The sequence below is a fragment of the Streptomyces sp. NPDC007189 genome (assembly GCF_040703635.1).
Lineage (GTDB): Bacteria > Actinomycetota > Actinomycetes > Streptomycetales > Streptomycetaceae > Streptomyces.
Genome location: NZ_JBEYEY010000007.1, coordinates 327,014 through 349,327 on the forward strand (window position 1 = coordinate 327,014; position 22,314 = coordinate 349,327).

The window sequence follows — 22,314 nt, forward strand, 5'->3', positions numbered from 1 at the left end:
CGCGAACGCGGAAACCCACAAGGTGATCGGCGGGAGCGGGCCGTCGCGCGCACGGATCCCCAATTCGGACCAGTGGTCGACCTCGCCTACACTCGGTGGCGTGCCACGTGGTGACGGTCGACTCAATCACGATCTGCTTCCCGGCGAGAAGGGCCCCCAGGACGCTTGCGGCGTCTTCGGTGTCTGGGCTCCGGGTGAAGAGGTCGCAAAGCTCACGTACTTCGGGCTCTACGCCCTCCAGCACCGGGGTCAGGAATCCGCGGGAATCGCGGTCAGCAACGGCTCCCAGATCCTCGTCTTCAAGGACATGGGCCTGGTCTCCCAGGTCTTCGACGAGACCTCGCTCGGCTCGCTCCAGGGTCACATCGCGGTCGGACACGCCCGCTACTCGACCACCGGGGCCTCCGTGTGGGAGAACGCCCAGCCGACGTTCCGCGCCACCGCGCACGGCTCGATCGCGCTCGGCCACAACGGCAACCTGGTCAACACGGCGCAGCTCGCCGAGATGGTCGCCGACCTGCCGAACGACAACAACAGCCGCTCCACCCGGGTCGCGGCCACCAACGACACCGACCTGCTGACGGCGCTCCTCGCCGCCCAGGTCGACGAGGACGGCAAGCCGCTGACCGTCGAGGAGGCGGCGCACCAGGTCCTCCCGCAGGTCAGGGGCGCCTTCTCCCTCGTCTTCATGGACGAGCACACCCTCTACGCCGCCCGTGACCCGCAGGGCATCCGCCCGCTGGTGCTCGGCCGGCTGGAGCGCGGCTGGGTGGTCGCCTCCGAGACCGCCGCGCTGGACATCTGCGGCGCCAGCTTCGTCCGCGAGATCGAGCCGGGCGAGTTCGTCGCCATTGACGAGAACGGCCTGCGCAGCTCCCGATTCGCAGAAGCGAAGCCCAAGGGCTGTGTCTTCGAGTACGTGTACCTGGCCCGCCCGGACACCGACATCGCCGGCCGGAACGTGTACCTCTCCCGCGTGGAGATGGGCCGCCGGCTCGCCAAGGAGGCTCCGGTCGAGGCCGACCTGGTCATAGCGACCCCGGAGTCGGGCACCCCGGCCGCCATCGGCTACGCGGAGGCCTCCGGCATCCCCTTCGGCGCCGGCCTGGTGAAGAACGCCTACGTCGGCCGGACCTTCATCCAGCCCTCGCAGACCATCCGCCAGCTCGGCATCCGCCTGAAGCTGAACCCGCTGAAGGAAGTCATCAAGGGCAAGCGCCTGGTCGTCGTCGACGACTCGATCGTGCGCGGCAACACCCAGCGGGCCCTGGTCCGCATGCTGCGCGAGGCCGGCGCCGCCGAGGTCCACATCCGGATCTCCTCGCCGCCCGTGAAGTGGCCCTGCTTCTTCGGCATCGACTTCGCCACGCGCGCGGAACTGATCGCCAACGGCATGACCATCGAGGAGATCGGCACCTCGCTCGGCGCCGACTCGCTCGCCTACATCTCCATCGACGGCATGATCGAGGCGACCACCATCGCCAAGCCGAACCTGTGCCGCGCCTGCTTCGACGGCGAGTACCCGATGGAGCTGCCGGACCCGGAGCTGCTCGGCAAGCAGCTGCTGGAGACCGAGCTGGCGGCCGGTCCCGCCGCCACGGCCGCGGCCGACGCGATCCGTCGCCCGTAACACCCCTGCAGTACGACACGAAAGCTCTCACAGTCATGTCTGAGACAACTGGTGCCAGCTACGCAGCGGCGGGCGTCGACATCGAGGCGGGCGACCGCGCGGTCGAGCTCATGAAGGAGTGGGTGAAGAAGACCCAGCGCCCCGAGGTCCTCGGCGGCCTCGGCGGCTTCGCCGGACTCTTCGACGCCTCCGCGCTCAAGCGCTACGAGCGCCCGCTGCTCGCCTCCGCCACCGACGGCGTCGGCACGAAGGTCGACATCGCGCGCCGCATGGGCGTCTACGACACCATCGGCCACGACCTGGTCGCCATGGTCATGGACGACATCGTGGTGTGCGGCGCCGAGCCGCTGTTCATGACCGACTACATCTGCGTCGGCAAGGTCCACCCCGAGCGCGTCGCGGCCATCGTCAAGGGCATCGCGGAGGGCTGTGTGCTCGCCGGGTGCGCCCTGGTGGGCGGCGAGACGGCCGAACACCCCGGTCTGCTGGGCGAGGACGACTTCGACGTCGCCGGGGCCGGTACGGGCGTCGTGGAGGCCGACCGGCTGCTCGGCGCGGACCGCATCCGCACGGGTGACGCGGTGATCGCCATGGCGTCCTCCGGGCTTCACTCCAACGGGTACTCCCTGGTCCGCCACGTCCTGCTGAACACGGCGGGCCTGGCCCTGGAGTCCGAGGTCGCCGAACTCGGCCGCACCCTCGGCGAGGAGCTGCTGGAGCCCACGAAGATCTACTCGCTGGACTGCCTGGCGCTGACCCGCACCACCGATGTGCACGCGTTCAGCCACATCACCGGCGGCGGGCTCGCGGCCAACCTGGCCCGCGTGATCCCCGACGCGCTGCACGCCGTCGTCGACCGCTCCACCTGGACCCCGGGCGCGATCTTCGATCTGGTCGGCGAGACCGGGAACGTCGAGCGCCTGGAGCTGGAGAAGACCCTGAACATGGGCGTCGGCATGATGGCGATCGTCCCCGCGGAGTCCGCCGACGTCGCCCTCGCGACCCTGGCCGACCGCGGAGTCGACGCCTGGGTGGCCGGCGAGATCACCGACCGGGGCGCGAAGGAGACCGGCGCGGAGCTGGTCGGGGACTACGCCGCCTGATCCCGCGGCCGGCGACCGTGCCGACAGCACAGAAACCGGTCGGTGGCAGAGCCACCGACCGGACTGGTCAATGCAAGGTCAAGCGCCGCGACGGTGCTGGTGAGGACTCTCGTCCTCATCCTCGTCGTCGTCCTCGTAGAGGTCGGCGTACCGACGGTACAGGTCGTCGTCGTCATGCTCATCGGCGTCCTCGAAGTGGTCGCCGTTCGGCGACTGGTTCGACGGTGACGTCGATGCGCCCAGCTCCTCGGCCAGGCGTGAGAGGTCCGTCCCACCGCTGTTGTACTTCAGCTGGCGGGCGACCTTCGTCTGCTTGGCCTTGGCCCGGCCGCGCCCCATGGCTCGACCCCCTCAACGACGGGGCTCGACGGCCCCAGAGTCTGACACGCGTTCATGATCTGGAACGGACTCTCCATGGAGAGGCCGGTCCGTAGGGCTTCCACGGTACCTGAGCCCGCGCCCATACGGTACGTCGCCCGCAGCACGCGCGTGTGCACAGGACCGTCGAGGCGCCCTGTCCTCGCTGGTCAGTGGCGATTTTAACCACTTATCGGGGAACGACCCGCCGGTGGAAGTGAGAGTTCTCTCCAAGTTCCCGCCGACGGGTACCGCTCACCTGTGCGACCGGATCACTGCGCAGCGTGCCCGGAGCGCGCCTCGGCCATCCGCTGCTCGGCGATCCGGTCGGCCGCGGCGGCCGGCGGAATCCCGTCTTCCTTCGCACGAGCGAAGATTGCGAGCGTGGTGTCGAAGATCTTCGCTGCCTTCGCCTTGCACCGGTCGAAGTCGAACCCGTGCAGCTCGTCGGCGACCTGGATGACCCCGCCCGCGTTCACCACGTAGTCCGGCGCGTAGAGGATCCCCCGGTCGGCGATGTCCTTCTCCACGCCGGGGTGCGCGAGCTGGTTGTTGGCCGCGCCGCACACCACCCTGGCGGTGAGCACCGGGACCGAGTCGTCGTTCAGGGCGCCGCCGAGCGCACAGGGGGCGTAGATGTCGAGCCCCTCGACCCGGATCAGGTCCTCGGTGCCGGCGACCGCCGTCACGCCCGCGGGGTACTGCTCGAGGATCCGCTGGACGGCGTCCTCGCGCACGTCGGTGATCACGACCTCGGCGCCCTCGTCGCGCAGGTGCTTCACCAGGTGGTGGCCGACCTTGCCGACACCGGCGATGCCGACCTTGCGGCCGCGCAGCGAGGGGTCGCCCCACAGGTGCTGGGCGGAGGCGCGCATGCCCTGGTAGACGCCGAAGGCGGTGAGCACGGAGGAGTCGCCGGCGCCGCCGTTCTCGGGAGAGCGGCCGGTGGTCCAGCGGCACTCGCGGGCCACGACGTCCATGTCGGCGACGTAGGTGCCGACGTCGCAGGCGGTGACGTAGCGCCCGCCGAGGGAGGCGACCATGCGGCCGTAGGCGAGGAGCAGCTCCTCGGTCTTGTCGCGCTCCGGGTCGCCGATGATCACGGCCTTCCCGCCGCCGTGGTCGAGGCCGGCCATGGCGTTCTTGTAGGACATGCCGCGCGCGAGGTTGAGGGCGTCGGCGACCGCCTCGGCCTCGGTCGCGTACGGGTAGAAGCGCGTGCCGCCGAGGGCCGGGCCCAGGGCGGTGGAGTGGATGGCGATCACGGCCTTCAGGCCGGTGGCGCGGTCCTGGCAGAGCACGACCTGCTCGTGGCCGCCCTGGTCCGAGTGGAACAGGGTGTGCAGGACATCGGCAGGTGCGCCAATTACGTCGGTCACTGTGGTGACTCCTGTGTAAAGAGCGGCGTGGTGGGGTGGAACCCCGTACGGGTGGCGGGGTGCCTGGCATGAGCGTAGAGCCTTGGCGCGACCACCATCCGTGCAGTGTTCAGGATCACTCTCCCGTGCCGCTTGCGCACGCATGACCGTGGGACGATTTGCAGTGGTTTCGAGCCGGGCCCGATGGGGAGGGAGCAGGCGTGCCGAAGGTGTCCTCCGTGGTCGTCCCCTATGCCGCGTACCTGCGCGTGTACGAGCCGCTGGGCGCCTTCCCCGAGCCGGAGCGCGACCACTGGGCGCGCTACGCCCGCCGCCCCGACCGCCCCTCCTACCAGGACGAACTGCGCCGCTCCCTCGCCGACTTGCTGCCCATCCCGCCGGTCGCGGTGCCGGTGCACGAGAGCAGCGACGCTTTCGTGGCGGAGGTCGACGGCGTGGTCTGCGTGTGCCCCTGGCGGACCCGGCTGCGCGGCTGGCAGGCGCTCGGTGAGCTGGCCGAGGAGCTGCCGGCGCCGGTCCTGGACGCGGTGCTGCCCCCGGTCGTACGGCGCCAGGCCGCCCAGGACTACGAGCGCTGGCTGGCCCGCAACCCCGACGCCCGCCCGTGGATCCGCACGGCGACCTGGCAGGTGCCGCTGAACTGGTTCGTGCTGGTCTCCGACGAGGAGCGGCAGTACGAGAAGGGCACCGCCGACGTGCCGCCGCTGCTGCGCTACCGCACGCCCATGGTGCAGGCCCGGCGCCGGGTGGCGCGGGCGCTGCGCACGCTGCGGGACACCGTGGAGGAAGGGCCGCTGATCGACGGTCTCGTGGACGTCGGGCGCTGGCTGGAGGAGTTCCATCCGCGCTCGCTGGTGGAGCTGGACTACGGCGGCCTGGTCCACGTGCTGCCGGCCGGTGAGCTGGAGGGCGACCACTCGGCGGCGGACGTGGCCGAGGGCATCGGCGCGCTGCGCCGGGGCGACGGGGCAGCGGCCGGGGAGGCCTATGCGCGGCTCGTGGAGCGGTGGCGCGCGGTGCGGGACCGGCGCTCGGCGAACTGAGGTTCCACAATCGCCGCGAGAGTGACGTAGGTCACGGCTCGAACGGCGTCGAACAGCGTACGGTCTAGGCCACTTGACCCGCTCACGGGACGATGGTCCCGATCTGGACTTTTGTCTCAAGGGTGATGGACAGCACTTACAAGAGCCTTGCCCTAAGTGCCGCCCCTCATGCCAAAATAGGACAAGGAGTCCGGGGAGGGCTCCGTTCGCCCAACTGTGCTCCAATGTGGGCGGATTCTCAGCATTGCACGCTTTGGGGGGTCTTGTGACTCCTGATCGTCCTGTGACTGATCGTCACAGTGGCGTGACTGTCCGCTATGGCATGGTCCATCGGCTTCCGTCGCTGATGAACACCTGGGAGGGCAATTCCATCGGTTTGGCCGACGCGGCTGGACAGATGGTGTAGTTGTAGTGCCGAGGACAAGCCGTTCGTCCTATAACCGACTCGACTCGCGTCCGCCATTTCGGGCAACGCGGGTCAAGGTGCAGAATTTAGAGGAAAGAACCGAGAAGGTTCGGTTCTCCCGAGGAGGCCGCTCATGACCGCTCGCACCCCTGATGCCGAGCCGCTGCTGACCCCCGCTGAGGTCGCCACGATGTTCCGCGTCGACCCCAAGACGGTCACGCGGTGGGCGAAGGCCGGCAAGCTCACGTCCATCCGTACGCTCGGTGGGCACCGCCGCTACCGCGAGGCCGAGGTCCGCGCACTGCTCGCGGGCATCCCGCAGCAGCGCAGCGAGGCCTGAACAACCGCATAACCGGGCAACACGGCTGGTCCCCCAACCCGCCGAGCTCCCGAAACCCTAGCTACAAGCGACGCGGGACCTGCCCCAACAGGGCCCTCGCCCAAAGCCGAAGAGAACGTTGTAGGCAGCGACACAGGGTGCGTCGTCGATCGCGCTGGACTCCGCCGGGTCCAGCGCGATCTTTTTTGTGCGCTGGTCGGGGGGCGGGTGCCGTACTTGTGCGCGGCCTTGTCGGAGTCTGGGCAGGGGTGTCGGAACGGCTGTGCGGGAGCCGTGAGAGCGGTGCAATTGCACATATTAAATTGACCCGTTGTAGGACGGGGGTAAGTACCGCCCTTTCAGAAACTCATGCGGTGACTCCCGTCACATGGCTCGACTGTTGTTGCCGACGGCATGAGTGCGCTAAAGGAGCGGTGCCGTGCCAGCGTCCCACGCCCGCAAGGCTGTTGGGGCCCGTACGGGATCACGCGGTGCGGGGGCGTTCGTCCTCGGCTTCCTCGCCGCTCGCCTCGGGGGCCCGCGAGCCGGCGTCCATCGCCAGCCGCAGGAGGTGATGACAGATGGGACAGTGGCGGGTGAGATGCCGGTAGGACGACGCGGCCGACAGATGCGCCCTGAGCAGCGCCCGCGTCTCGTGCCTGACCGATGCCGCCATACCCCACCTCCGCGGACCGCACAGGGGAACGGGCCCTGTCTTCTGGGTACCGACGGAATGTGACCCCGTCAAGGTGGCGAGCGCCCACGGCGGGGGCGAAGGAAGGGCGGCTGTGCGGGGACTCCACCGCCCCGGAGCGCCGTGGCAGGGCGACGAGGGCTGGTGGGGCGCTACATGCACCCTTGACGGGTGCGGGCCTCCCTCTCTGCGGTCCTGACGGGTTTTGCTGTGCTTGATTGCGGCTCCGCCGCGGGCGCGGCCTCCGCCTTGGCGGGGCGGTGAGGGGTATACGACTGAGGCCCGCATCCCTTGCGGGGTGCGGGCGTCGGTCTCTCTGCGGTCCTGACGGGTTTTGCTGTGCTTGATTGCGGCTCTGCCGCGGGCGCGGCCTCCGCCTTGGCGGGGCGGTGAGGGGTATACGACTGAGGCCCGCATCCCTTGCGGGGTGCGGGCCTCTCTCATCTCTGCGGTCCTGACGGGATTTGAACCCGCGGCCTCCACCTTGACAGGGTGGCGAGCACTCCAAACTGCTCCACAGGACCAGGTTTCGCGGCGCTTTGGTTGGTGCACTGCGCTGCGAGAAGAGACTGTACAGGAGGTGAGGCCGCCTGGTCGAACTCACTCGCTGTGCGTGTGCGGTTACGGCGCGGCCGCGTCGATCGCCTTCACGATCCGCTTGTCGGAGACGGGGTACGCGGTGCCGAGGGCATGGGCGAAGTAACTGACCCTCAGCTCCTCGATCATCCAGCGGATGTCCAGGACCTGCTGCGGCACCGGACGGCCCTGGGGGAGCTGCTCCAGGAGCCAGGCGTACTCGTCCTGCATCTCGTGGACCTTCTCCATGCGCGTGGTGTCCCGCTGGACGTTCGTCGGCATCTGCTGCAGGCGCCGGTCCGCGGCCACCAGGTAGCGCATCAGGTCGGGCAGCCGCCGTATGCCGGCCCACGTGACGAACCCCGGCTTCACCAGGGCGTCCAGCTGCTTGCGGACGTCCGTCAGGTTCGCCAGCAGCGCCGGGCTCTTCACGGCCTTCAGACGGCGCTCACAGGCCTGCCAGGCGGCCAGCACCTGCTGCACCTGGGCGACCGTACGGACCGTCGTGTCGACGATCTCCGCGCGCACCCTGTCGTACAGCTTGCGGTACGACTCCTCGTCCCACGCCGGACCCCCGAAGTCCGCGATCAGCTTGTCGGCCGCCGCCATCGCGCAGTCGTCGAAGAGGGCCTGGATCGAGCCGTGCGGGTTGGCGGAGAGCGCCAGCTTCTGGGCGTTCGTCAGCTTCTCGGACGCGAACTTCGCCGGGTTCACCGGGATGTTGCGCAGGACCAGCCGCCGGGTGCCCTTCCACATGGCCTCGGCCTGCTCGGCCTCCGTGTCGAAGAGGCGGACCGAGACCGTGTCGCCGTCGTCGACCAGGGCGGGGTAGGCCTTGACCGGCTGGCCGGCGCGGCGGGTCTCGAAGACGCGGGTGAGCGTGCCGATCGTCCAGTCGGTCAGGCCCGTGCGCTCCAGGGACTCGCCGCCCTCGCGTTCGGCGGTTGCCGCCGCTGCCTGGGAGAGGGCCTTGCGGGCCTTCGGCTTCAGGCGCAGCTTCAGCGCCTCCAGGTCCTTGTCCTCGGCCAGCTTCCGGCGCCGCTCGTCGACGATCCGGAAGGTGATCTTCAGATGGTCGGGGACCTTGGACCAGTCGAAGTCGTCGGCCTCGAACGGCACGCCGACCATCCGCTTCAGCTCGCGGGCCATCGTCACCGTCAGCGGCTCCTGGAGGGGCACCGCCTCCTCCAGGAACGCCTTCGCGTAGTTCGGCGCGGGGACGTAGTTACGGCGGATCGGCTTGGGGAGGGAGCGGATCAGCTCCGTCACGACCTCCTCGCGCAGGCCCGGGATCTGCCAGTCGAAGCCCTCGTCCGTGACCTGGTTGAGGACCTGGAGCGGGATGTGGACGGTCACGCCGTCGGCGTCCGCACCCGGCTCGAACTGGTAGGTCACCCTGAACTTCAGGTCGCCCTGCCGCCAGGTGTCCGGGTAGTCGGCCTTGGTGACCGCCTCCGCCGACTCCCGGATGAGCATCTCCCGCTCGAAGTCCAGGAAGTCCGGCTGCTCGTGCCGCTTGCGCTTCCACCAGGAGTCGAAGTGCGCGCCGGACACGACGTGTTCGGGCACCCGCTGGTCGTAGAAGTCGAACATCGTCTCGTCGTCGACCACGATGTCCCGGCGCCGCGCCCGGTGCTCCAGCTCCTCGACCTCGCTGAGGAGCCTGCGGTTGTCGGCGAAGAACTTGTGGTGCGTACGCCAGTCGCCCTCGACCAGGGCGTTGCGGATGAACAGCTCGCGGCTGACCTCGGCGTCGATCCGGCCGTAGTTCACCTTGCGCTGGGCGACGATCGGCACGCCGTACAGCGTGACCTTCTCGTACGCCATCACGGCCGCCTGGTCCTTCTCCCAGTGCGGCTCGCTGTACGTCCGCTTCAGCAGATGCCCGGCGAGCGGCTCGACCCACTCCGGCTCGATCTTCGCGTTGACCCGCGCCCAGAGCCGGGAGGTCTCCACCAGCTCGGCCGACATCACGAACTTCGGCTGCTTCTTGAACAGCGCCGAACCCGGGAAGATCGCGAACTTGGCGTTGCGGGCGCCCAGGTACTCGTTCTTGTTGCCGTCGCGCACGTCCTTCATCCCGATGTGGGACAGGAGGCCGGCGAGCAGCGAGACGTGGATGCGGTCGGCGGGGGCGTCAGTACCCGCCGAAGGCTCCTCGAGGTGCATGCCCATCTGCTTGGCGACCGTGCGCAGCTGGGTGTAGATGTCCTGCCATTCGCGAATGCGCAGGAAGTTCAGGTACTCCTGCTTGCACATCCGGCGGAACGAGCTGGAGCCCCGCTCCTTCTGCTGTTCGCGGATGTACCGCCACAGGTTGAGGTAGGCGAGGAAGTCGCTGGTCTCGTCCTTGAAGCGGGCGTGCTGCTGGTCGGCCTGGGTCTGCTTGTCGGCCGGGCGCTCGCGCGGGTCCTGGATGGACAGGGCCGCCGCGATGACCATGACCTCGCGGACGCAGCCGTTCTTGTCGGCCTCCAGGACCATCCGGGCCAGACGCGGGTCGACGGGCAGCTGGGCCAGCTTGCGGCCGGTCTCGGTGAGGCGCTTGCGCGGGTCCTTCTGCGCCGGGTCCAGCGCGCCCAGCTCCTGCAGGAGCTGCACGCCGTCGCGGATGTTGCGGTGGTCCGGCGGGTCGATGAAGGGGAACTTCTCGATCTCGCCGAGGCCGGCCGCGGTCATCTGCAGGATGACGGAGGCCAGGTTCGTCCGCAGGATCTCGGCGTCGGTGAACTCCGGGCGGGCGAGGAAGTCCTCCTCGGAGTACAGCCGGATGCAGACGCCGTCGCTGGTACGGCCGCAGCGGCCCTTGCGCTGGTTGGCGCTGGCCTGCGAGATCGGCTCGATGGGCAGCCGCTGGACCTTGGTGCGGTGGCTGTAGCGGCTGATCCGGGCGAAGCCGGGGTCGATGACGTACTTGATGCCGGGCACCGTGAGGGACGTCTCGGCGACGTTCGTGGCCAGCACGATCCTGCGCCCGGTGTGCGGCTGGAACACCCGGTGCTGCTCGGCGTGCGAGAGCCGGGCGTAGAGGGGCAGCACCTCGGTGAATCTGTACTTCTTCTTCTCCAGGGCGTCCGCGGTGTCGCGGATCTCGCGCTCACCGGAGAGGAAGACGAGGATGTCGCCGGGGCCTTCGGCCTGGAGTTCCTCGACGGCGTCGCAGATCGCGGTGATCTGGTCGCGGTCGGCGTCCTCGGAGTCCTCCTCCAGCAGCGGCCGGTAGCGCACCTCCACCGGGTAGGTCCGGCCGCTGACCTCGATGATCGGGGCGTCGCCGAAGTGCCGGGAGAAACGCTCGGGGTCGATGGTCGCCGAGGTGATGACGATCTTCAGGTCCGGCCGCTTCGGCAGCAGCTGGGCCAGGTAGCCGAGCAGGAAGTCGATGTTGAGGGATCGCTCGTGGGCCTCGTCGATGATGATCGTGTCGTAGGCGCGCAGCTCGCGGTCGGTCTGGATCTCGGCGAGCAGGATGCCGTCCGTCATCAGCTTGACGAAGGTGGCGTCCGGGTTCACCTGGTCGGTGAAGCGCACCTTCCAGCCGACGGCCTCGCCGAGGGGCGTCTTCAGCTCCTCCGCCACGCGTTCGGCGACGGTGCGGGCGGCGATGCGCCGGGGCTGGGTGTGCCCGATCATGCCGCGCACGCCGCGGCCCAGCTCCAGACAGATCTTCGGGATCTGCGTGGTCTTGCCGGAGCCGGTCTCACCGGCGACGATGACGACCTGGTGATCGCGGATGGCGGCCGCGATGTCGTCCTTCTTCTGGCTGACCGGCAGCTGCTCCGGGTAGCCGACGGCGGGCACGCGGGAGCGCCGCTCGGCCATGCGGGCCTCGGCCTTGTCGACCTCCGCCTCGATCTCGGCGAGGACGGCGGCGCGGGCCTCCGGCTTACGGATCTTGCGCGCGCCCTCGAGCCGCCGGCCGAGCCGGTGCGCGTCGCGCAGCGTCAGCTCGGTCAGGCGGGGGGCGAGGGTGCCGAGAGCGGGGGCTGGATGCGTAGACATACGCCGTCCAGGATCTCACCCCGGCCGAAAAACACGCGAACCATTTGACTCGGAGCGCCAGCCGCCTGCCGAGCTGCCAAAGTATCCGTTATGTCCGATTCGCGCTGGACGGCCTTCAAACGGTCCCCCTTTCTCCCCGCGACGGTCCTCCTCCTGATCATCGCCGCCGCGGCGGGCCTCTTCGCGGGCTCGTACACCTACGCCATGGCCAACCCGACCCCGCACAGCATCCCCGCGGCGGTGACCGGCGCCTACGACGCGCCGACGGCCCGGCGCTTCATCGGGGGCATGGAGCAGGCCCTGGGCGCCTCCCTGAAGCTGCACCCGTACGGCAGCAGGCGGGACGCCGTCCTCGCGGTGGACCAGCAGAAGGTGTTCGCGGTCGTCGAGGCACCCGCCGGCGGCCGGTCGATCGTCCTGGACGTGTCGGGCGCGTCCGGCGCGACGGTCGCGCAGGTGCTCGCGGAGGCCGGGGCGAAGGTGGGCAGGGCCACCGGCACCACCGTGCTGGTCCACGACCTCAAGCCACTGCAGCGGGGTGATCCGAGAGGGCTCGCGATCTTCTACATCTCGCTCGCCGCAGGGATCGTCGGTTTCGTCGGCGCCATCCAGCTCAGCGTGCACGCCCGCGAGCTGAACCCCCTGGAGCGCATCGCCTACATCGTCGCCTACGCCCTGCTCGGCGGGTTCACGATCGCGGCGGTGGTCGACTGGTGGCTGGGGGCGCTGAAGCTGCCGTTCGCGGAGTCGTGGGCGATCCTCGCCCTGACCATGGTCACCTCGGGCATGGTGTTCACGATGTTCAACGCCCTGGTCGGGCGGTGGGCCATGCTGCCGACCTGGGGGCTGATGGTGCTGCTCGGCAACCCGTCCTCCGGCGGTGCGGTCTCCTGGCCGCTGCTGCCGTCCGCGCTCGGCACCATCGGCCGCTGGCTGCCGCCCGGCGCCTCGGTGAACGCCCAGCACACCGCGGTGTACTTCCGCGGCCACCAGCATGCCTTTCCCTTCCTGGTGCTGGCCGGCTGGGCGGTCGTCTCCTGCGCGGTGTTCCTGATCGGGCGGCACCGCCACCCCGGCGGCCGCCCGACGGACCCGCCGACGCCTTCCTAGGAACCGGCGCGCTGAGCCGGCGCCGTGGTGGGAGCCGGGTCGGTGTGCTGAGCAGGTGTCGCGGAGGGGACCGGGTCGGCGTGGCGAGAGGCCGTCGCGTCCCTGAGGCCGATCGACTTCGCCGTGTTGGCGACGGCCTTGATGCCCAGGTAGGCGGTCGTCATGCTGCTCACGGCGGTGAACGCGGCGGTCAGGACGCCGACGATCACCGACTTGTCCCCGTCGAGCCGCCACACACCGACGATCGCGACACCGGCGATGGCGAGATTGCTGACGATGACCGCGAGCAGCCCGTACCGCGCTCGCGTCTTCTCCACCTCGGTGTCGTCCGCCACGGATCCCCCCACAGACCACTACGACCATGCCCCGTACGACGAAGGCCCCGTGCACTGAACCGCGTCCTGGCGGGGCGTCGCCCGATCATAGGGGGCGGGCAGGGGCGAGGCCATCCCACCCATGCGCAGACTCGCCATCGGTGCCGCTTCGTCCGGCGCGCTGGCACTCATCGCCCTCACCGTTCCGGTCGCTCACGCCGGACAACCGGTCAAGCTTCAGTTCCGGACCACGGTCACCGCGTCCACCGACGGCTACTGGCGCTCCTACTTCACGGGCACGAGCACCACGCCCGCCGCCAAGGCCACGGGCGACTTCGTCGACGTGAGGTAAAGAGGGGGCGACACGAAAGAGCCCCTCTCCTGTGAAGGTAGGAGAGGGGCTCGGGCCCTGGTGAGGGCGGTTGTGGCTGGGGCCGGGGTCGAACCGGCGACCTTCCGCTTTTCAGGCGGACGCTCGTACCAACTGAGCTACCCAGCCACGGTGTTTCACGTGAAACACCAGCGGTCCTGACGGGATTTGAACCCGCGGCCTCCACCTTGACAGGGTGGCGAGCACTCCAAACTGCTCCACAGGACCAAGCGTGCATGCAACAGTGTCGCACACGGTATTGCGTGCCCCCAACGGGATTCGAACCCGTGCTACCGCCTTGAAAGGGCGGCGTCCTAGGCCGCTAGACGATGAGGGCTATCGGCCCGCCTGGGCGCTTCGTCAGCGCGTCGGGGACGTGAGAAGCATATGGGATGGCGGGGAGTATCGCCAAAACGGTTTACGGCGAGGGGGCCGACGAGCTGGGGGAGGAGGGGGACGGGGTGCGCGGGGAGGGAGCGGTCCTGGGCCGGTTCTCGTCCGCCAGATGGCGGCTGACCTCGGCTGTCGTCTCTCCGAGCCCGCCCAGTTTGATCGCGTCCCAGGCCTGCAGGCGGTGGCTGTCGCGGTCGAAGTAGAGGATCGAGGCCTCGACGGGAGCGGGGTACTGGTGCTCCACCGCCCGCAGTCCGCTGCCGCCCGTGGAGCCCTCCATGCGCAGCCGGGTGCCGTACCGGAGCATCTCGTCCCCCTCGTGGTGGAGATGGCCGCACAGCACCAGCGGCACCTCGCCGTCCGTCTCGCGGGCCGCGGACGGCTCGTGGGCGATCGCGACGTCGACCGGGGTGCCGGCCGCCCGCTGGTCGCGCAGGGCGCTGGCCAGCCGGTCGCCCGCCAGCTGCTCGGCCGCGTTCCCGCCGGGCGCCACCGAGCGGTCCGGGGTGAACTGCGGGTCGCCGATGCCCGCGAAACGCAGGCCGGCGACCGTCTCCGCCCGGCCGTCGTCCAGGACGTGCACGTTCTTCATCCGCTCCAGATAGCCCTGGGTGGTCCGGGAGTCGTGGTTGCCCCGCACCCACACGTACGGCACGCCCAGGCCCCGGATCGGGTCCAGGAAGCCGTTCTCCGCCGCCGTACCGTGATCCATCGTGTCGCCGGAGTCGACGATCACGTTCACCTTGTACTGCTCCACCAGCGAGGCGATGATCTTCCAGCTCGCCGGGTTGAGGTGGATGTCGGAGACGTGCAGGACCCGGATGGTGGAGGGGTCCGGCTGGTAGGCCGGGAGCGTGGAGGTGACGTCGTAGAGCTTCGTCACGTTCGTCACCAGGCGGGCCAGCTCCTTCTGGTAGACGTCGAAGTCGCTGACGATGCTGCGCGCGTTGCCGACCACCGCCGGCGCCGAGCTGAGCAGCCCGGAGAACCTCGGCTCCAGCACCGACTTCGGGTTCCAGGTGGCGTACGCGCTCGCCCCCGACGCGGCCAGCAGGGCCAGCGCCAGGCCGCCGGCGGCCAGGGCGGGGCGGGGCCTGCGGTAGACGGCGAGGCCGAGGGCGGTGGCTCCGACGACCACCGCGACACAGGAGCGCACCGCCAGGTCCAGCGTGCCGTGCTCGACGTCCTGGGCGACCTCGTCCTGGAGGCCGGAGATCCGCTCGGGGTGGTCGACCAGGGCCTGGGAGCGGAGCGGGTCGAGCTGGTCCACGTTCACGTCCAGGCGGACGGGGGCCACATGGGTGTCCAGGCTCAGGGCGCCCAGCGGGGAGACGTTGATCTTCGTGCCCCCGGTCAGGGACGGGCGCAGCGCCATCGTCGTGTTCATGGGGCCGACCGGGGCCCGTACGTTCCCGACGATCAGCAGCCCCAGCCAGGCGCCGGCCAGCACGACCACCGTCAGCCCGAGGGCGCGGAGCCACGGGTGGGGGCGCGCGGCGAGCTCCAAGGCGGGGAGCGGGCGGGTGCGGCGGGTGCGGCGGAAGGTGGGGAGCAGGCGGCTCGTGGTGTGGCGCGGGGGGTTCGCCGCCGGGTGCGGGCGGCGGTCGGTCGTACGGCGCGCGCGGTCGGTCGTGCGGTGCGGGCGGGGCGTCGTGGGGTGGCGCAGACGGGTCGTCATCCTGCGGAACACTGCGACGGGGACGCGGACCATTGGTGCCGTATGCCCGGGTGCGGGGGCGGATATGCGGTGCGCACCGGTCTCATACGGCACCTCGTGCCGGACAATGACCATGTGCTGGAGATGACGCGCGAGGAGTTCGAGGAACTGGTCGCCGAGGCGCTCGACCGGATCCCGCCGGAGCTGATGCGGCTCATGGACAACGTGGCGGTGTTCGTGGAGGACGAACCGCCCGCCGACGATCCCGAGCTGCTCGGACTGTACGAGGGCACCCCCCTGACCGACCGGGGCGAGTGGTACGCGGGCGTGCTGCCGGACCGGATCACCATCTATCGCGGGCCGACGCTGCGGATGTGCGACAGCAGGGAGGACGTCGTCGCGGAGACCGAGGTGACCGTCGTGCACGAGATCGCCCACCACTTCGGCATCGACGACGCCCGGCTGCACACCCTCGGCTACGGGTGAGCCCGATACGGCGGGACGCGTGTCCTCTTGCGGGCGGCGGGAGTTGGGGAGGTTGACTTCTCCTCTCGCCTCCGGAGGTGGCCGCCGTGCGCCCCTTGTCCGTACCCGTCCGGCTCACCGTCACGGCGCTGACCCTCGCCGCAGCCGCCGGCTGTGTGAACGTGGGTGACGACGCGGGCCGGGCCAGGCCCGCGCACTCGGCCGGCCGGCATGGCGGCGAGGCGCCCGACGGCGTCCCGGTGGAAGGCGCCGGCGGCTTCGGCGGGCACGACGGCAAGGCGGGCGACGACAAGCACGGCCACGACGGCAAGGGGAAGCGGGACGAGGACTCGGCGTCGCCCTCGGCCACCCCGTCCGGCGAGAAGAGCGCGCCCACGGCACCGGCGAAGCCCGGCACCACCGCCCGGCCCGGCGACCCCGCGCCGACCAATGCGCCGCCGACCCCGCCGGCCACCTCCGCCCCGCCCGTGCCGCCGGCCTCGACCCCGCCGCCGGTGACCTCCGCACCGCCGTCGGCCGAGCCGTCCTCCTCGGCGCACGAGGGGCCGGGGCCGCAGCTCGTCGAGCGCGAACCGGCACCGGCGCCCGCGGCGGGGGCAGCGGTCTGAGCGCGGGGAGCGGTGTGCGGGGCCGGGGCTGACCTGCGGAGACGCGGGCGGTTTGCCTTCAGGGGTGGGGAGTGCGTATGGTGGTAGATCGTTTGATCCCATTTGCCCGGCGCCAACGCAGAGCGCGCCGTGTGGCGCGTACTCTCCTTTGCCGTGGCGGACCGCATTGAGGCGGTCGTGAGCGAATCACGGAGTTGACGGGCGCGTGCCGAAGAGACTCCGGAAGGTTTCGCATTCGCATGTCCGTGTCCAGTACTGATCAGTTCGTCGTGTCCGAGAACGAGCTCGCCGAGTTCGAGGGCGACCTCGCCGACGCGACGACCGAGATCACCGAGGCCCCCGAGGCCGCTGACACCCCCCAGAACCAGACCCCCCAGATCACCTTCGCCGACCTCGGCCTGCCCGAGGGCGTCGTGCGCAAGCTCGCGCAGAACGGCGTGACGACCCCCTTCCCGATCCAGGCCGCGACCATCCCGGACGCCCTGGCCGGCAAGGACATCCTCGGCCGGGGCCGCACCGGCTCCGGCAAGACCCTCTCCTTCGGTCTGCCGACGCTGGCCCGGCTGGCCGGCGGCCGGACCCAGAAGCACAAGCCCCGCGCGGTCATCCTCACCCCGACCCGCGAGCTGGCCATGCAGGTCGCCGACGCCCTCCAGCCGTACGGCGACGTCGTCGGCCTGAAGATGAAGGTCGTCTGCGGCGGCACCTCGATGGGCAACCAGATCTACGCCCTGGAGCGCGGCGTCGACATCCTCGTCGCCACCCCGGGCCGGCTGCGCGACATCATCAACCGCGGCGCCTGCTCGCTCGAGGACGTGCAGATCGCCGTGCTCGACGAGGCCGACCAGATGTCCGACCTGGGCTTCCTGCCCGAGGTCACCGAGCTGCTCGACCAGGTCCCGGCCGACGGCCAGCGCATGCTCTTCTCCGCCACCATGGAGAACGAGATCAAGACCCTGGTCGACCGCTACCTGAACGAGCCGGTCTCGCACGAGGTGGACGCGGCCCAGGGCGCGGTGACGACCATGTCGCACCACATCCTCATCGTGAAGCCGAAGGACAAGGCGCCGGTCACCGCCGCGATCGCCTCCCGCAAGGGCCGCACGATCATCTTCGTCCGCACCCAGCTGGGCGCCGACCGCGTCGCCGAGCAGCTGCGCGAGGCCGGCGTGAAGGCCGACGCGCTGCACGGCGGCATGACCCAGGGCGCCCGCACCCGGACCCTGGCCGACTTCAAGGACGGGTACGTCAACGTCCTGGTCGCCACCGACGTCGCCGCCCGCGGCATCCACGTCGACGGCATCGACCTGGTCCTGAACGTGGACCCGGCCGGTGACCACAAGGACTACCTGCACCGCGCCGGCCGTACCGCCCGTGCGGGCCGTACCGGCACGGTCGTCTCGCTCTCCCTGCCGCACCAGCGGCGCCAGATCTTCCGCCTGATGGAGGACGCCGGCGTCGACGCGGCCCGGCACATCATCCAGGGCGCCGGCGCCTTCGACCCGGAGGTCGCCGAGATCACCGGCGCCCGCTCCATGACCGAGGTCCAGGCCGAGTCCGCGGGCAATGCCGCCCAGCAGGCCGAGCGCGAGGTCGCCCAGCTCACCAAGCAGCTGGAGCGCGCCCAGCGCCGCGCCACCGAACTGCGCGAGGAGGCCGACCGGCTGGTCGCCCGGGTCGCCCGCGAGCGGGGCGAGGACCCGGAGGCCGCGGTGGCCGAGGCGCAGGCGACGGCCGCCGAGGAACTCGCGGTCGTCGAGCAGACGGCCGAGCGGGAGACCGCGCGCGAGGAGCGTCCGGCGGCCTCGGCGCCGTACGAGCGCCGGGAGCGGCGCGGCTTCGAGCGCCGTGACGACCGGGGTGACCGTCGCGACGAGCGCGGTGGCCGTGGCTTCGAGCGCCGTGACGACCGTCGCCCGTTCGACCGTGACCGTCGTGACGACCGCGGTGGCCGTTCCTTCGACCGTGACCGTGGCGAGCGTGGCGGCTTCGAGCGCCGTGACGACCGTGGCGGCCGCGGCTTCGAGCGCCGTGACGACCGGGGTGAGCGCCGTGACGAGCGCCGTCCGTTCGACCGCGACCGCCGTGAGGACCGCGGTGGCCGTGGCTTCGAGCGCCGTGAGGACCGGGGTGGCCGTGGCTTCGAGCGCCGTGACGAGCGCCGTCCGTTCGACCGTGACCGCCGTGACGACCGAGGTGGCCGTTCCTTCGACCGTGACCGTGGCGAGCGCGGCGGCTTCCGCCGGGACGAGCGCGGTGGTCACCGGGGCAGCGACCGGCCGTTCAACCGCGACCGCCGCGACGACCGCCCGGGCTTCCTCCCCCACTCCCGCCGTCCGGCGAGCGGGGGCAGCCCCACCGGCGGCCACGAGCGCCCCTACGGCCGCCGTGACGACCACCGCGGCAACGGCGGCTCCTTCGGCCGCCGCGAGGACAAGCCGCGCTGGAAGCGCAACGGCTGACGCCGAGTGACATCCGCGTGACCCGGGAAGGGCCCGTACGACTCCGGTCGTACGGGCCCTTTTTCGCCACCGGGTGACGCATGTCACGCCACCGGCGGGGGAATTGCTGGGGGCATGACAGATGATGACGCGCGAGTGAGTGGCCTGTCGGACGAGGAACGGCTGGCCCAGCTCGGTTACACCCAGGTCCTCGCCCGCCGGATGTCGGCGTTCTCGAACTACGCCGTCTCCTTCACGATCATCTCGGTGCTGTCCGGCTGTCTCACCCTCTATCTCTTCGGCATGACCACCGGCGGCCCGGCAGTGATCACCTGGGGCTGGGTGGCGGTCGGCCTGATGACCCTGTTCGTCGGCCTGTCGATGGCGGAGATCTGCTCGGCGTACCCCACCTCGGCGGGCCTGTACTTCTGGGCCCACCGCCTGGCGCCCCCGCGCTCGGCGGCGGCCTGGGCCTGGTTCACCGGCTGGTTCAACGTGCTGGGCCAGGTCGCGGTGACCGCCGGCATCGACTTCGGCGCGGCCTCCTTCCTCGGCGCGTACCTGAACCTGCAGTTCGGCTTCGAGGTGACCCCGGGCCGCACGGTGCTCCTCTTCGCGGCGATCCTGATCCTGCACGGCCTGCTGAACACCTTCGGCGTCCGGATCGTCGCGTTCCTCAACGACGTCAGCGTGTGGTGGCACGTGCTCGGCGTGGCGGTGATCGTCGGCGCGCTGGCCCTCGTCCCCGACCGCCACCAGTCGACGGCGTTCGTCTTCACCGAGTTCGTCAACCGGACGGGCTGGCACAGCGGCGCCTACGTCGTGCTGCTCGGCCTGCTGATGGCCCAGTACACCTTCACCGGCTACGACGCCTCCGCCCACATGACCGAGGAGACCCACGACGCGTCCACGGCGGGCCCCAAGGGCATCGTCCGCTCCATCTGGACGTCCTGGATCGCCGGCTTCGTGCTGCTGCTGGGCTTCACGTTCGCCATCCAGTCGTACGACAAGGAACTCACCTCCCCGACCGGCGCACCCCCGGCCCAGATCCTCCTGGACGCGCTGGGGGCGACCTCGGGCAAGCTGCTGCTCCTGGTCGTGATCGGCGCCCAGCTCTTCTGCGGCATGGCGTCGGTGACCGCCAACAGCCGTATGATCTACGCCTTTTCCCGCGACGGCGCGCTGCCCTTCTCCCGCGTCTGGCACACGGTCAGCCCGCGCACCCGCACCCCGGTGGCGGCGGTCTGGCTGGCCGCGCTGGCCGCCCTGGCCCTCGGCCTTCCGTACCTGATCAACTCGACGGCGTACGCGGCCGTCACCTCGATCGCCGTCATCGGCCTCTACATCGCGTACGTCGTCCCGACCTTCCTGCGGGTCCGCAAGGGCGCCGCCTTCGAGCGCGGGCCGTGGCACCTGGGCCGCTGGTCGGGCCTGATCGGGGTCGTCTCGGTGACGTGGGTCGCCGTCATCACGATCCTCTTCATGCTCCCCCAGGTCTCGCCGGTCACCTGGGAGACCTTCAACTACGCACCCGTCGCCGTCCTGGTCGTCCTCGGCTTCGCCGCGACCTGGTGGCTGGCCTCGGCCCGCCACTGGTTCCTCAGCGCGGACCGGGCCCCGGCCGCGAACCTGGTCGAAAAGTGACCATCCGGATCCTTGGTCCCCTCCCGACGCGGCCGCGTCACCGATACCCGATCGGAGACACGGCCGCGTCCGGCTATGCTCGGACACGCAACATCGCCTGGGCCCTTAGCTCAATTGGCAGAGCAGTGGACTTTTAATCCATTGGTTGTGGGTTCGAGTCCCACAGGGCCTACGGCCGCGGGGGAGGGGTCACCCCCTTCGACCTGCTACGCAGCGCCCGGGTCGGCTTCGGCCGGCTCGGGCGCCGACGTGTTTCCGGGGGCGTGCGGAGCGGATGTGTCCGGGGCTCGTGGGATGTGGTTGGGCGCGGCACCAGTGGATACCCAGGGGCTATGGGGTCCGGAAGAGTGCCCCACGAGTGGGCCGTCTGCCGTGGATGTCCCCACGAACCTTCGGCAGGCGGTGTACCCGGCTCGGGTTCCAGGCCGGCCCTTGGCCGTCGACGTTCCTTCTGGAGGGCGCCGGGGAGCGGACCGGCCCATGATGGAGTAATGGGACAGACAGCTCTTTCCCCGGCCATCGCCGGCGGCCATGGTCGTGTGGATCATGTCGGGTGAGCAGATGACGGCCGAGCCGCGTGTGGACCGCTCCGAGAGCTTCGGGGAAGCGCTTCTGGGGACGGTTCTCGACCGGGCGCACGAGCTTCCACCCCACCTCATCGGCCCCCTGGTGGCCGATGTGATGGAGCGGCTGGGGGGCAGCCATCCGCAGGTCCTGCTCCAGGACTACGGCCAGATGCTGCTCGTGCCGCTGCCCGGCCTGGGGCTCCTGCGCGGGGACCCGCAGGTGATCGACGATTCCGCCGCGGGCCGCTGCTTCCTCGACGCGGTGCCCGTGGAGGTGCCCGAGGACGACGGCGTACGGGTCCACCTGCCGCTGCTGGACGGCGGCGACCAGGTGGGCGTCATGGCCGTGACGCTGGACCGGGTCGACGACGACGACCGCCGCTTGCTGCGCCGGGTCTCCGGACTCGTGGCCGATCTGCTGGTGACCAAGCACGGTTACTCCGACCTCTTCTTCCGGACCCGCCGCGATGAACCGATGAGCGTCGCGGCCGAGATCCAGTGGTCTCTGCTGCCGCCCCTGGCCATGATCATGCCGAGGGTCGCCGTGGCCGGGGTCCTGGAGCCCGCCTACGACGTGGCGGGGGACAGCTTCGACTACGCGCTCAACGGCGACGTGCTGCACGTCGCCATGATCGACGCGATGGGGCACGGCCTCGGTGCGGCCACCATGGCCACCGTGGCCATCGGCGCCTACCGCCACGCCCGCCGCCTCGGCATCGGCCTGACGGAGATCTATGCCTTCATGGACGAGGCCGTGGCGAGACAGTTCGGCCCCGAACACTTCGTCACCGGGCAGATGATGCGGCTGGAGACGACGACGGGCCGCATGCAGTGGGTGAACGCGGGTCACCCCGCGCCGATTCTCGTCCGCGACCACCGCGTGACGCGCCGGCTGGTCGGGCCGACCACCCTGCCGGTGGGCCTGGGCGGTGCGGAGCCGGAGGTCAGTGAGCTGACGCTGGAGCGCAAAGACCGGGTCCTGTGCTACACCGACGGGCTGGTCGAGGAGCACGCGGTGGGCGGGGAGCAGTTCGGGGAGCAGCAGTTGATCGACTTGGTGAACGGACTGGAGAGGACCGGCCGCGGAGTGCGCGCGGTGGCCCGCGCCCTGTCGCACACGCTGAAGCGGGCGCGGGGCGGACGCACCACGGACGACGCCACGCTGCTCCTGGTGGAGTGGCGCGGCTGACCGGATCGCCGTCCCCGGGGTGTGGGG

Annotated in this window: 16 protein-coding genes, 5 tRNA genes and 1 pseudogene; 12 read left to right on the plus strand and 10 right to left on the minus strand. The window is 70.5% G+C overall.

Features of this window, described 5'->3' with window-relative positions; all coding sequences use genetic code 11:
* Window positions 1–100 precede the first annotated feature (100 nt).
* Both purF and purM read left to right on the plus strand, forming a co-directional pair.
* Window positions 101–1,630, plus strand: coding sequence for an amidophosphoribosyltransferase (gene purF / locus AB0950_RS17650; protein ID WP_360153602.1), 1,530 nt, complete (start codon window positions 101–103; stop codon window positions 1,628–1,630).
* A 35-nt stretch (window positions 1,631–1,665) separates the two neighbouring features.
* Entirely contained in the window at window positions 1,666–2,733 is a 1,068-nt protein-coding gene (purM, locus tag AB0950_RS17655) for a phosphoribosylformylglycinamidine cyclo-ligase (protein WP_360153605.1), read from the plus strand.
* Window positions 2,734–2,811: 78 nt separating this feature from the next.
* Here purM and AB0950_RS17660 read toward each other — a convergent pair whose 3' ends face one another.
* Together AB0950_RS17660 and AB0950_RS17665 are read right to left on the minus strand one after the other, a co-directional pair.
* Window positions 2,812–3,072, minus strand: coding sequence for a DUF3073 domain-containing protein (locus tag AB0950_RS17660; protein WP_360153608.1), 261 nt, complete (start codon window positions 3,070–3,072; stop codon window positions 2,812–2,814).
* A gap of 290 nt (window positions 3,073–3,362) precedes the next feature.
* On the minus strand, window positions 3,363–4,469 hold the full coding sequence (locus AB0950_RS17665) for a Glu/Leu/Phe/Val dehydrogenase dimerization domain-containing protein (RefSeq protein WP_360153611.1): 1,107 nt from the start codon (window positions 4,467–4,469) through the stop codon (window positions 3,363–3,365).
* A gap of 200 nt (window positions 4,470–4,669) precedes the next feature.
* Here AB0950_RS17665 and AB0950_RS17670 point away from each other — a divergent pair, with 200 nt between their 5' ends.
* On the plus strand, window positions 4,670–5,512 hold the full coding sequence (locus AB0950_RS17670; protein WP_360153614.1) for a hypothetical protein: 843 nt from the start codon (window positions 4,670–4,672) through the stop codon (window positions 5,510–5,512).
* A gap of 539 nt (window positions 5,513–6,051) precedes the next feature.
* Window positions 6,052–6,258 carry a developmental transcriptional regulator BldC gene (gene bldC / locus AB0950_RS17675; protein ID WP_003949541.1) on the plus strand — a complete coding sequence of 69 codons (207 nt, stop codon included), beginning with the start codon at window positions 6,052–6,054 and terminating at the stop codon, window positions 6,256–6,258.
* Window positions 6,259–6,721: 463 nt separating this feature from the next.
* Here the strand turns inward: bldC and AB0950_RS17680 are convergent, their stop codons facing one another.
* The 3 genes from AB0950_RS17680 to hrpA all read right to left on the minus strand — a co-directional run bounded on the left by AB0950_RS17680 (window position 6,722) and on the right by hrpA (window position 11,509).
* Window positions 6,722–6,913 (minus strand): DUF6274 family protein, encoded by a 192-nt coding sequence (locus AB0950_RS17680; protein ID WP_360153617.1) that lies wholly within the window; start codon window positions 6,911–6,913, stop codon window positions 6,722–6,724.
* Window positions 6,914–7,380: 467 nt separating this feature from the next.
* A tRNA-Asp gene (locus tag AB0950_RS17685) sits at window positions 7,381–7,455 on the minus strand.
* Between the two features lie 97 nt (window positions 7,456–7,552).
* Window positions 7,553–11,509, minus strand: a complete 3,957-nt coding sequence (gene hrpA, locus AB0950_RS17690) for an ATP-dependent RNA helicase HrpA (RefSeq protein ID WP_366778859.1) — start codon at window positions 11,507–11,509, stop codon at window positions 7,553–7,555.
* 90 nt (window positions 11,510–11,599) lie between these two features.
* Between hrpA and AB0950_RS17695 the strand changes: the two genes are divergently transcribed.
* Entirely contained in the window at window positions 11,600–12,619 is a 1,020-nt protein-coding gene (locus tag AB0950_RS17695) for an ABC transporter permease (protein ID WP_366778860.1), read from the plus strand.
* Here the strand turns inward: AB0950_RS17695 and AB0950_RS17700 are convergent.
* Window positions 12,616–12,954 carry a hypothetical protein gene (locus AB0950_RS17700; RefSeq protein WP_360153626.1) on the minus strand — a complete coding sequence of 113 codons (339 nt, stop codon included), beginning with the start codon at window positions 12,952–12,954 and terminating at the stop codon, window positions 12,616–12,618. The two genes, AB0950_RS17695 and AB0950_RS17700, sit on opposite strands and share 4 nt — an antisense overlap.
* 226 nt (window positions 12,955–13,180) lie before the next feature.
* On the opposite strand from AB0950_RS17700, the pseudogene AB0950_RS17705 reads away from it, so the two are divergent.
* Window positions 13,181–13,285, plus strand: a pseudogene (locus AB0950_RS17705) (calcium-binding protein); the annotation flags it as partial.
* A 73-nt stretch (window positions 13,286–13,358) separates the two neighbouring features.
* On the opposite strand, the gene AB0950_RS17710 reads toward AB0950_RS17705, so the two are convergent.
* From AB0950_RS17710 to AB0950_RS17725, 4 genes are all read right to left on the minus strand, one after another.
* Window positions 13,359–13,432 (minus strand) — tRNA-Phe (locus AB0950_RS17710).
* A gap of 24 nt (window positions 13,433–13,456) precedes the next feature.
* Window positions 13,457–13,531: transfer RNA gene (locus AB0950_RS17715), tRNA-Asp, on the minus strand.
* A gap of 36 nt (window positions 13,532–13,567) precedes the next feature.
* A tRNA-Glu gene (locus AB0950_RS17720) sits at window positions 13,568–13,640 on the minus strand.
* Window positions 13,641–13,721: 81 nt separating this feature from the next.
* Window positions 13,722–15,374 carry a metallophosphoesterase gene (locus tag AB0950_RS17725; RefSeq protein ID WP_366778861.1) on the minus strand — a complete coding sequence of 551 codons (1,653 nt, stop codon included), beginning with the start codon at window positions 15,372–15,374 and terminating at the stop codon, window positions 13,722–13,724.
* A gap of 114 nt (window positions 15,375–15,488) precedes the next feature.
* On the opposite strand from AB0950_RS17725, the gene AB0950_RS17730 reads away from it, so the two are divergent.
* The 6 genes from AB0950_RS17730 (at window position 15,489) to AB0950_RS17755 (ending at window position 22,287) form a co-directional block, all read left to right on the plus strand.
* Entirely contained in the window at window positions 15,489–15,839 is a 351-nt protein-coding gene (locus AB0950_RS17730) for a metallopeptidase family protein (protein WP_360153629.1), read from the plus strand.
* A gap of 86 nt (window positions 15,840–15,925) precedes the next feature.
* On the plus strand, window positions 15,926–16,447 hold the full coding sequence (locus AB0950_RS17735; protein WP_360153632.1) for a hypothetical protein: 522 nt from the start codon (window positions 15,926–15,928) through the stop codon (window positions 16,445–16,447).
* Between the two features lie 239 nt (window positions 16,448–16,686).
* Entirely contained in the window at window positions 16,687–18,909 is a 2,223-nt protein-coding gene (locus AB0950_RS17740) for a DEAD/DEAH box helicase (RefSeq protein WP_366778862.1), read from the plus strand.
* A 114-nt stretch (window positions 18,910–19,023) separates the two neighbouring features.
* Entirely contained in the window at window positions 19,024–20,532 is a 1,509-nt protein-coding gene (locus tag AB0950_RS17745) for an amino acid permease (RefSeq protein ID WP_360153638.1), read from the plus strand.
* 99 nt (window positions 20,533–20,631) lie between these two features.
* Window positions 20,632–20,704, plus strand: a tRNA-Lys gene (locus AB0950_RS17750).
* 374 nt (window positions 20,705–21,078) lie between these two features.
* On the plus strand, window positions 21,079–22,287 hold the full coding sequence (locus AB0950_RS17755) for a PP2C family protein-serine/threonine phosphatase (RefSeq protein WP_360153641.1): 1,209 nt from the start codon (window positions 21,079–21,081) through the stop codon (window positions 22,285–22,287).
* The last annotated feature ends 27 nt before the right edge of the window (window positions 22,288–22,314 follow it).

Coding starts and splice junctions, on each gene's coding strand:
- AB0950_RS17660 (WP_360153608.1), bottom strand. CDS start 3,072: ATGGGGCGCGGCCGGGCCAAGGCCAAGCAGACGAAGGTCGCCCGCCAG.
- AB0950_RS17725 (WP_366778861.1), bottom strand. CDS start 15,374: ATGACGACCCGTCTGCGCCACCCCACGACGCCCCGCCCGCACCGCACG.
- AB0950_RS17755 (WP_360153641.1), top strand. CDS start 21,079: ATGTCGGGTGAGCAGATGACGGCCGAGCCGCGTGTGGACCGCTCCGAG.
- purM (WP_360153605.1), top strand. CDS start 1,666: ATGTCTGAGACAACTGGTGCCAGCTACGCAGCGGCGGGCGTCGACATC.
- hrpA (WP_366778859.1), bottom strand. CDS start 11,509: ATGTCTACGCATCCAGCCCCCGCTCTCGGCACCCTCGCCCCCCGCCTG.
- AB0950_RS17745 (WP_360153638.1), top strand. CDS start 19,024: ATGACAGATGATGACGCGCGAGTGAGTGGCCTGTCGGACGAGGAACGG.
- AB0950_RS17740 (WP_366778862.1), top strand. CDS start 16,687: ATGTCCGTGTCCAGTACTGATCAGTTCGTCGTGTCCGAGAACGAGCTC.
- AB0950_RS17680 (WP_360153617.1), bottom strand. CDS start 6,913: ATGGCGGCATCGGTCAGGCACGAGACGCGGGCGCTGCTCAGGGCGCAT.
- AB0950_RS17695 (WP_366778860.1), top strand. CDS start 11,600: ATGTCCGATTCGCGCTGGACGGCCTTCAAACGGTCCCCCTTTCTCCCC.
- bldC (WP_003949541.1), top strand. CDS start 6,052: ATGACCGCTCGCACCCCTGATGCCGAGCCGCTGCTGACCCCCGCTGAG.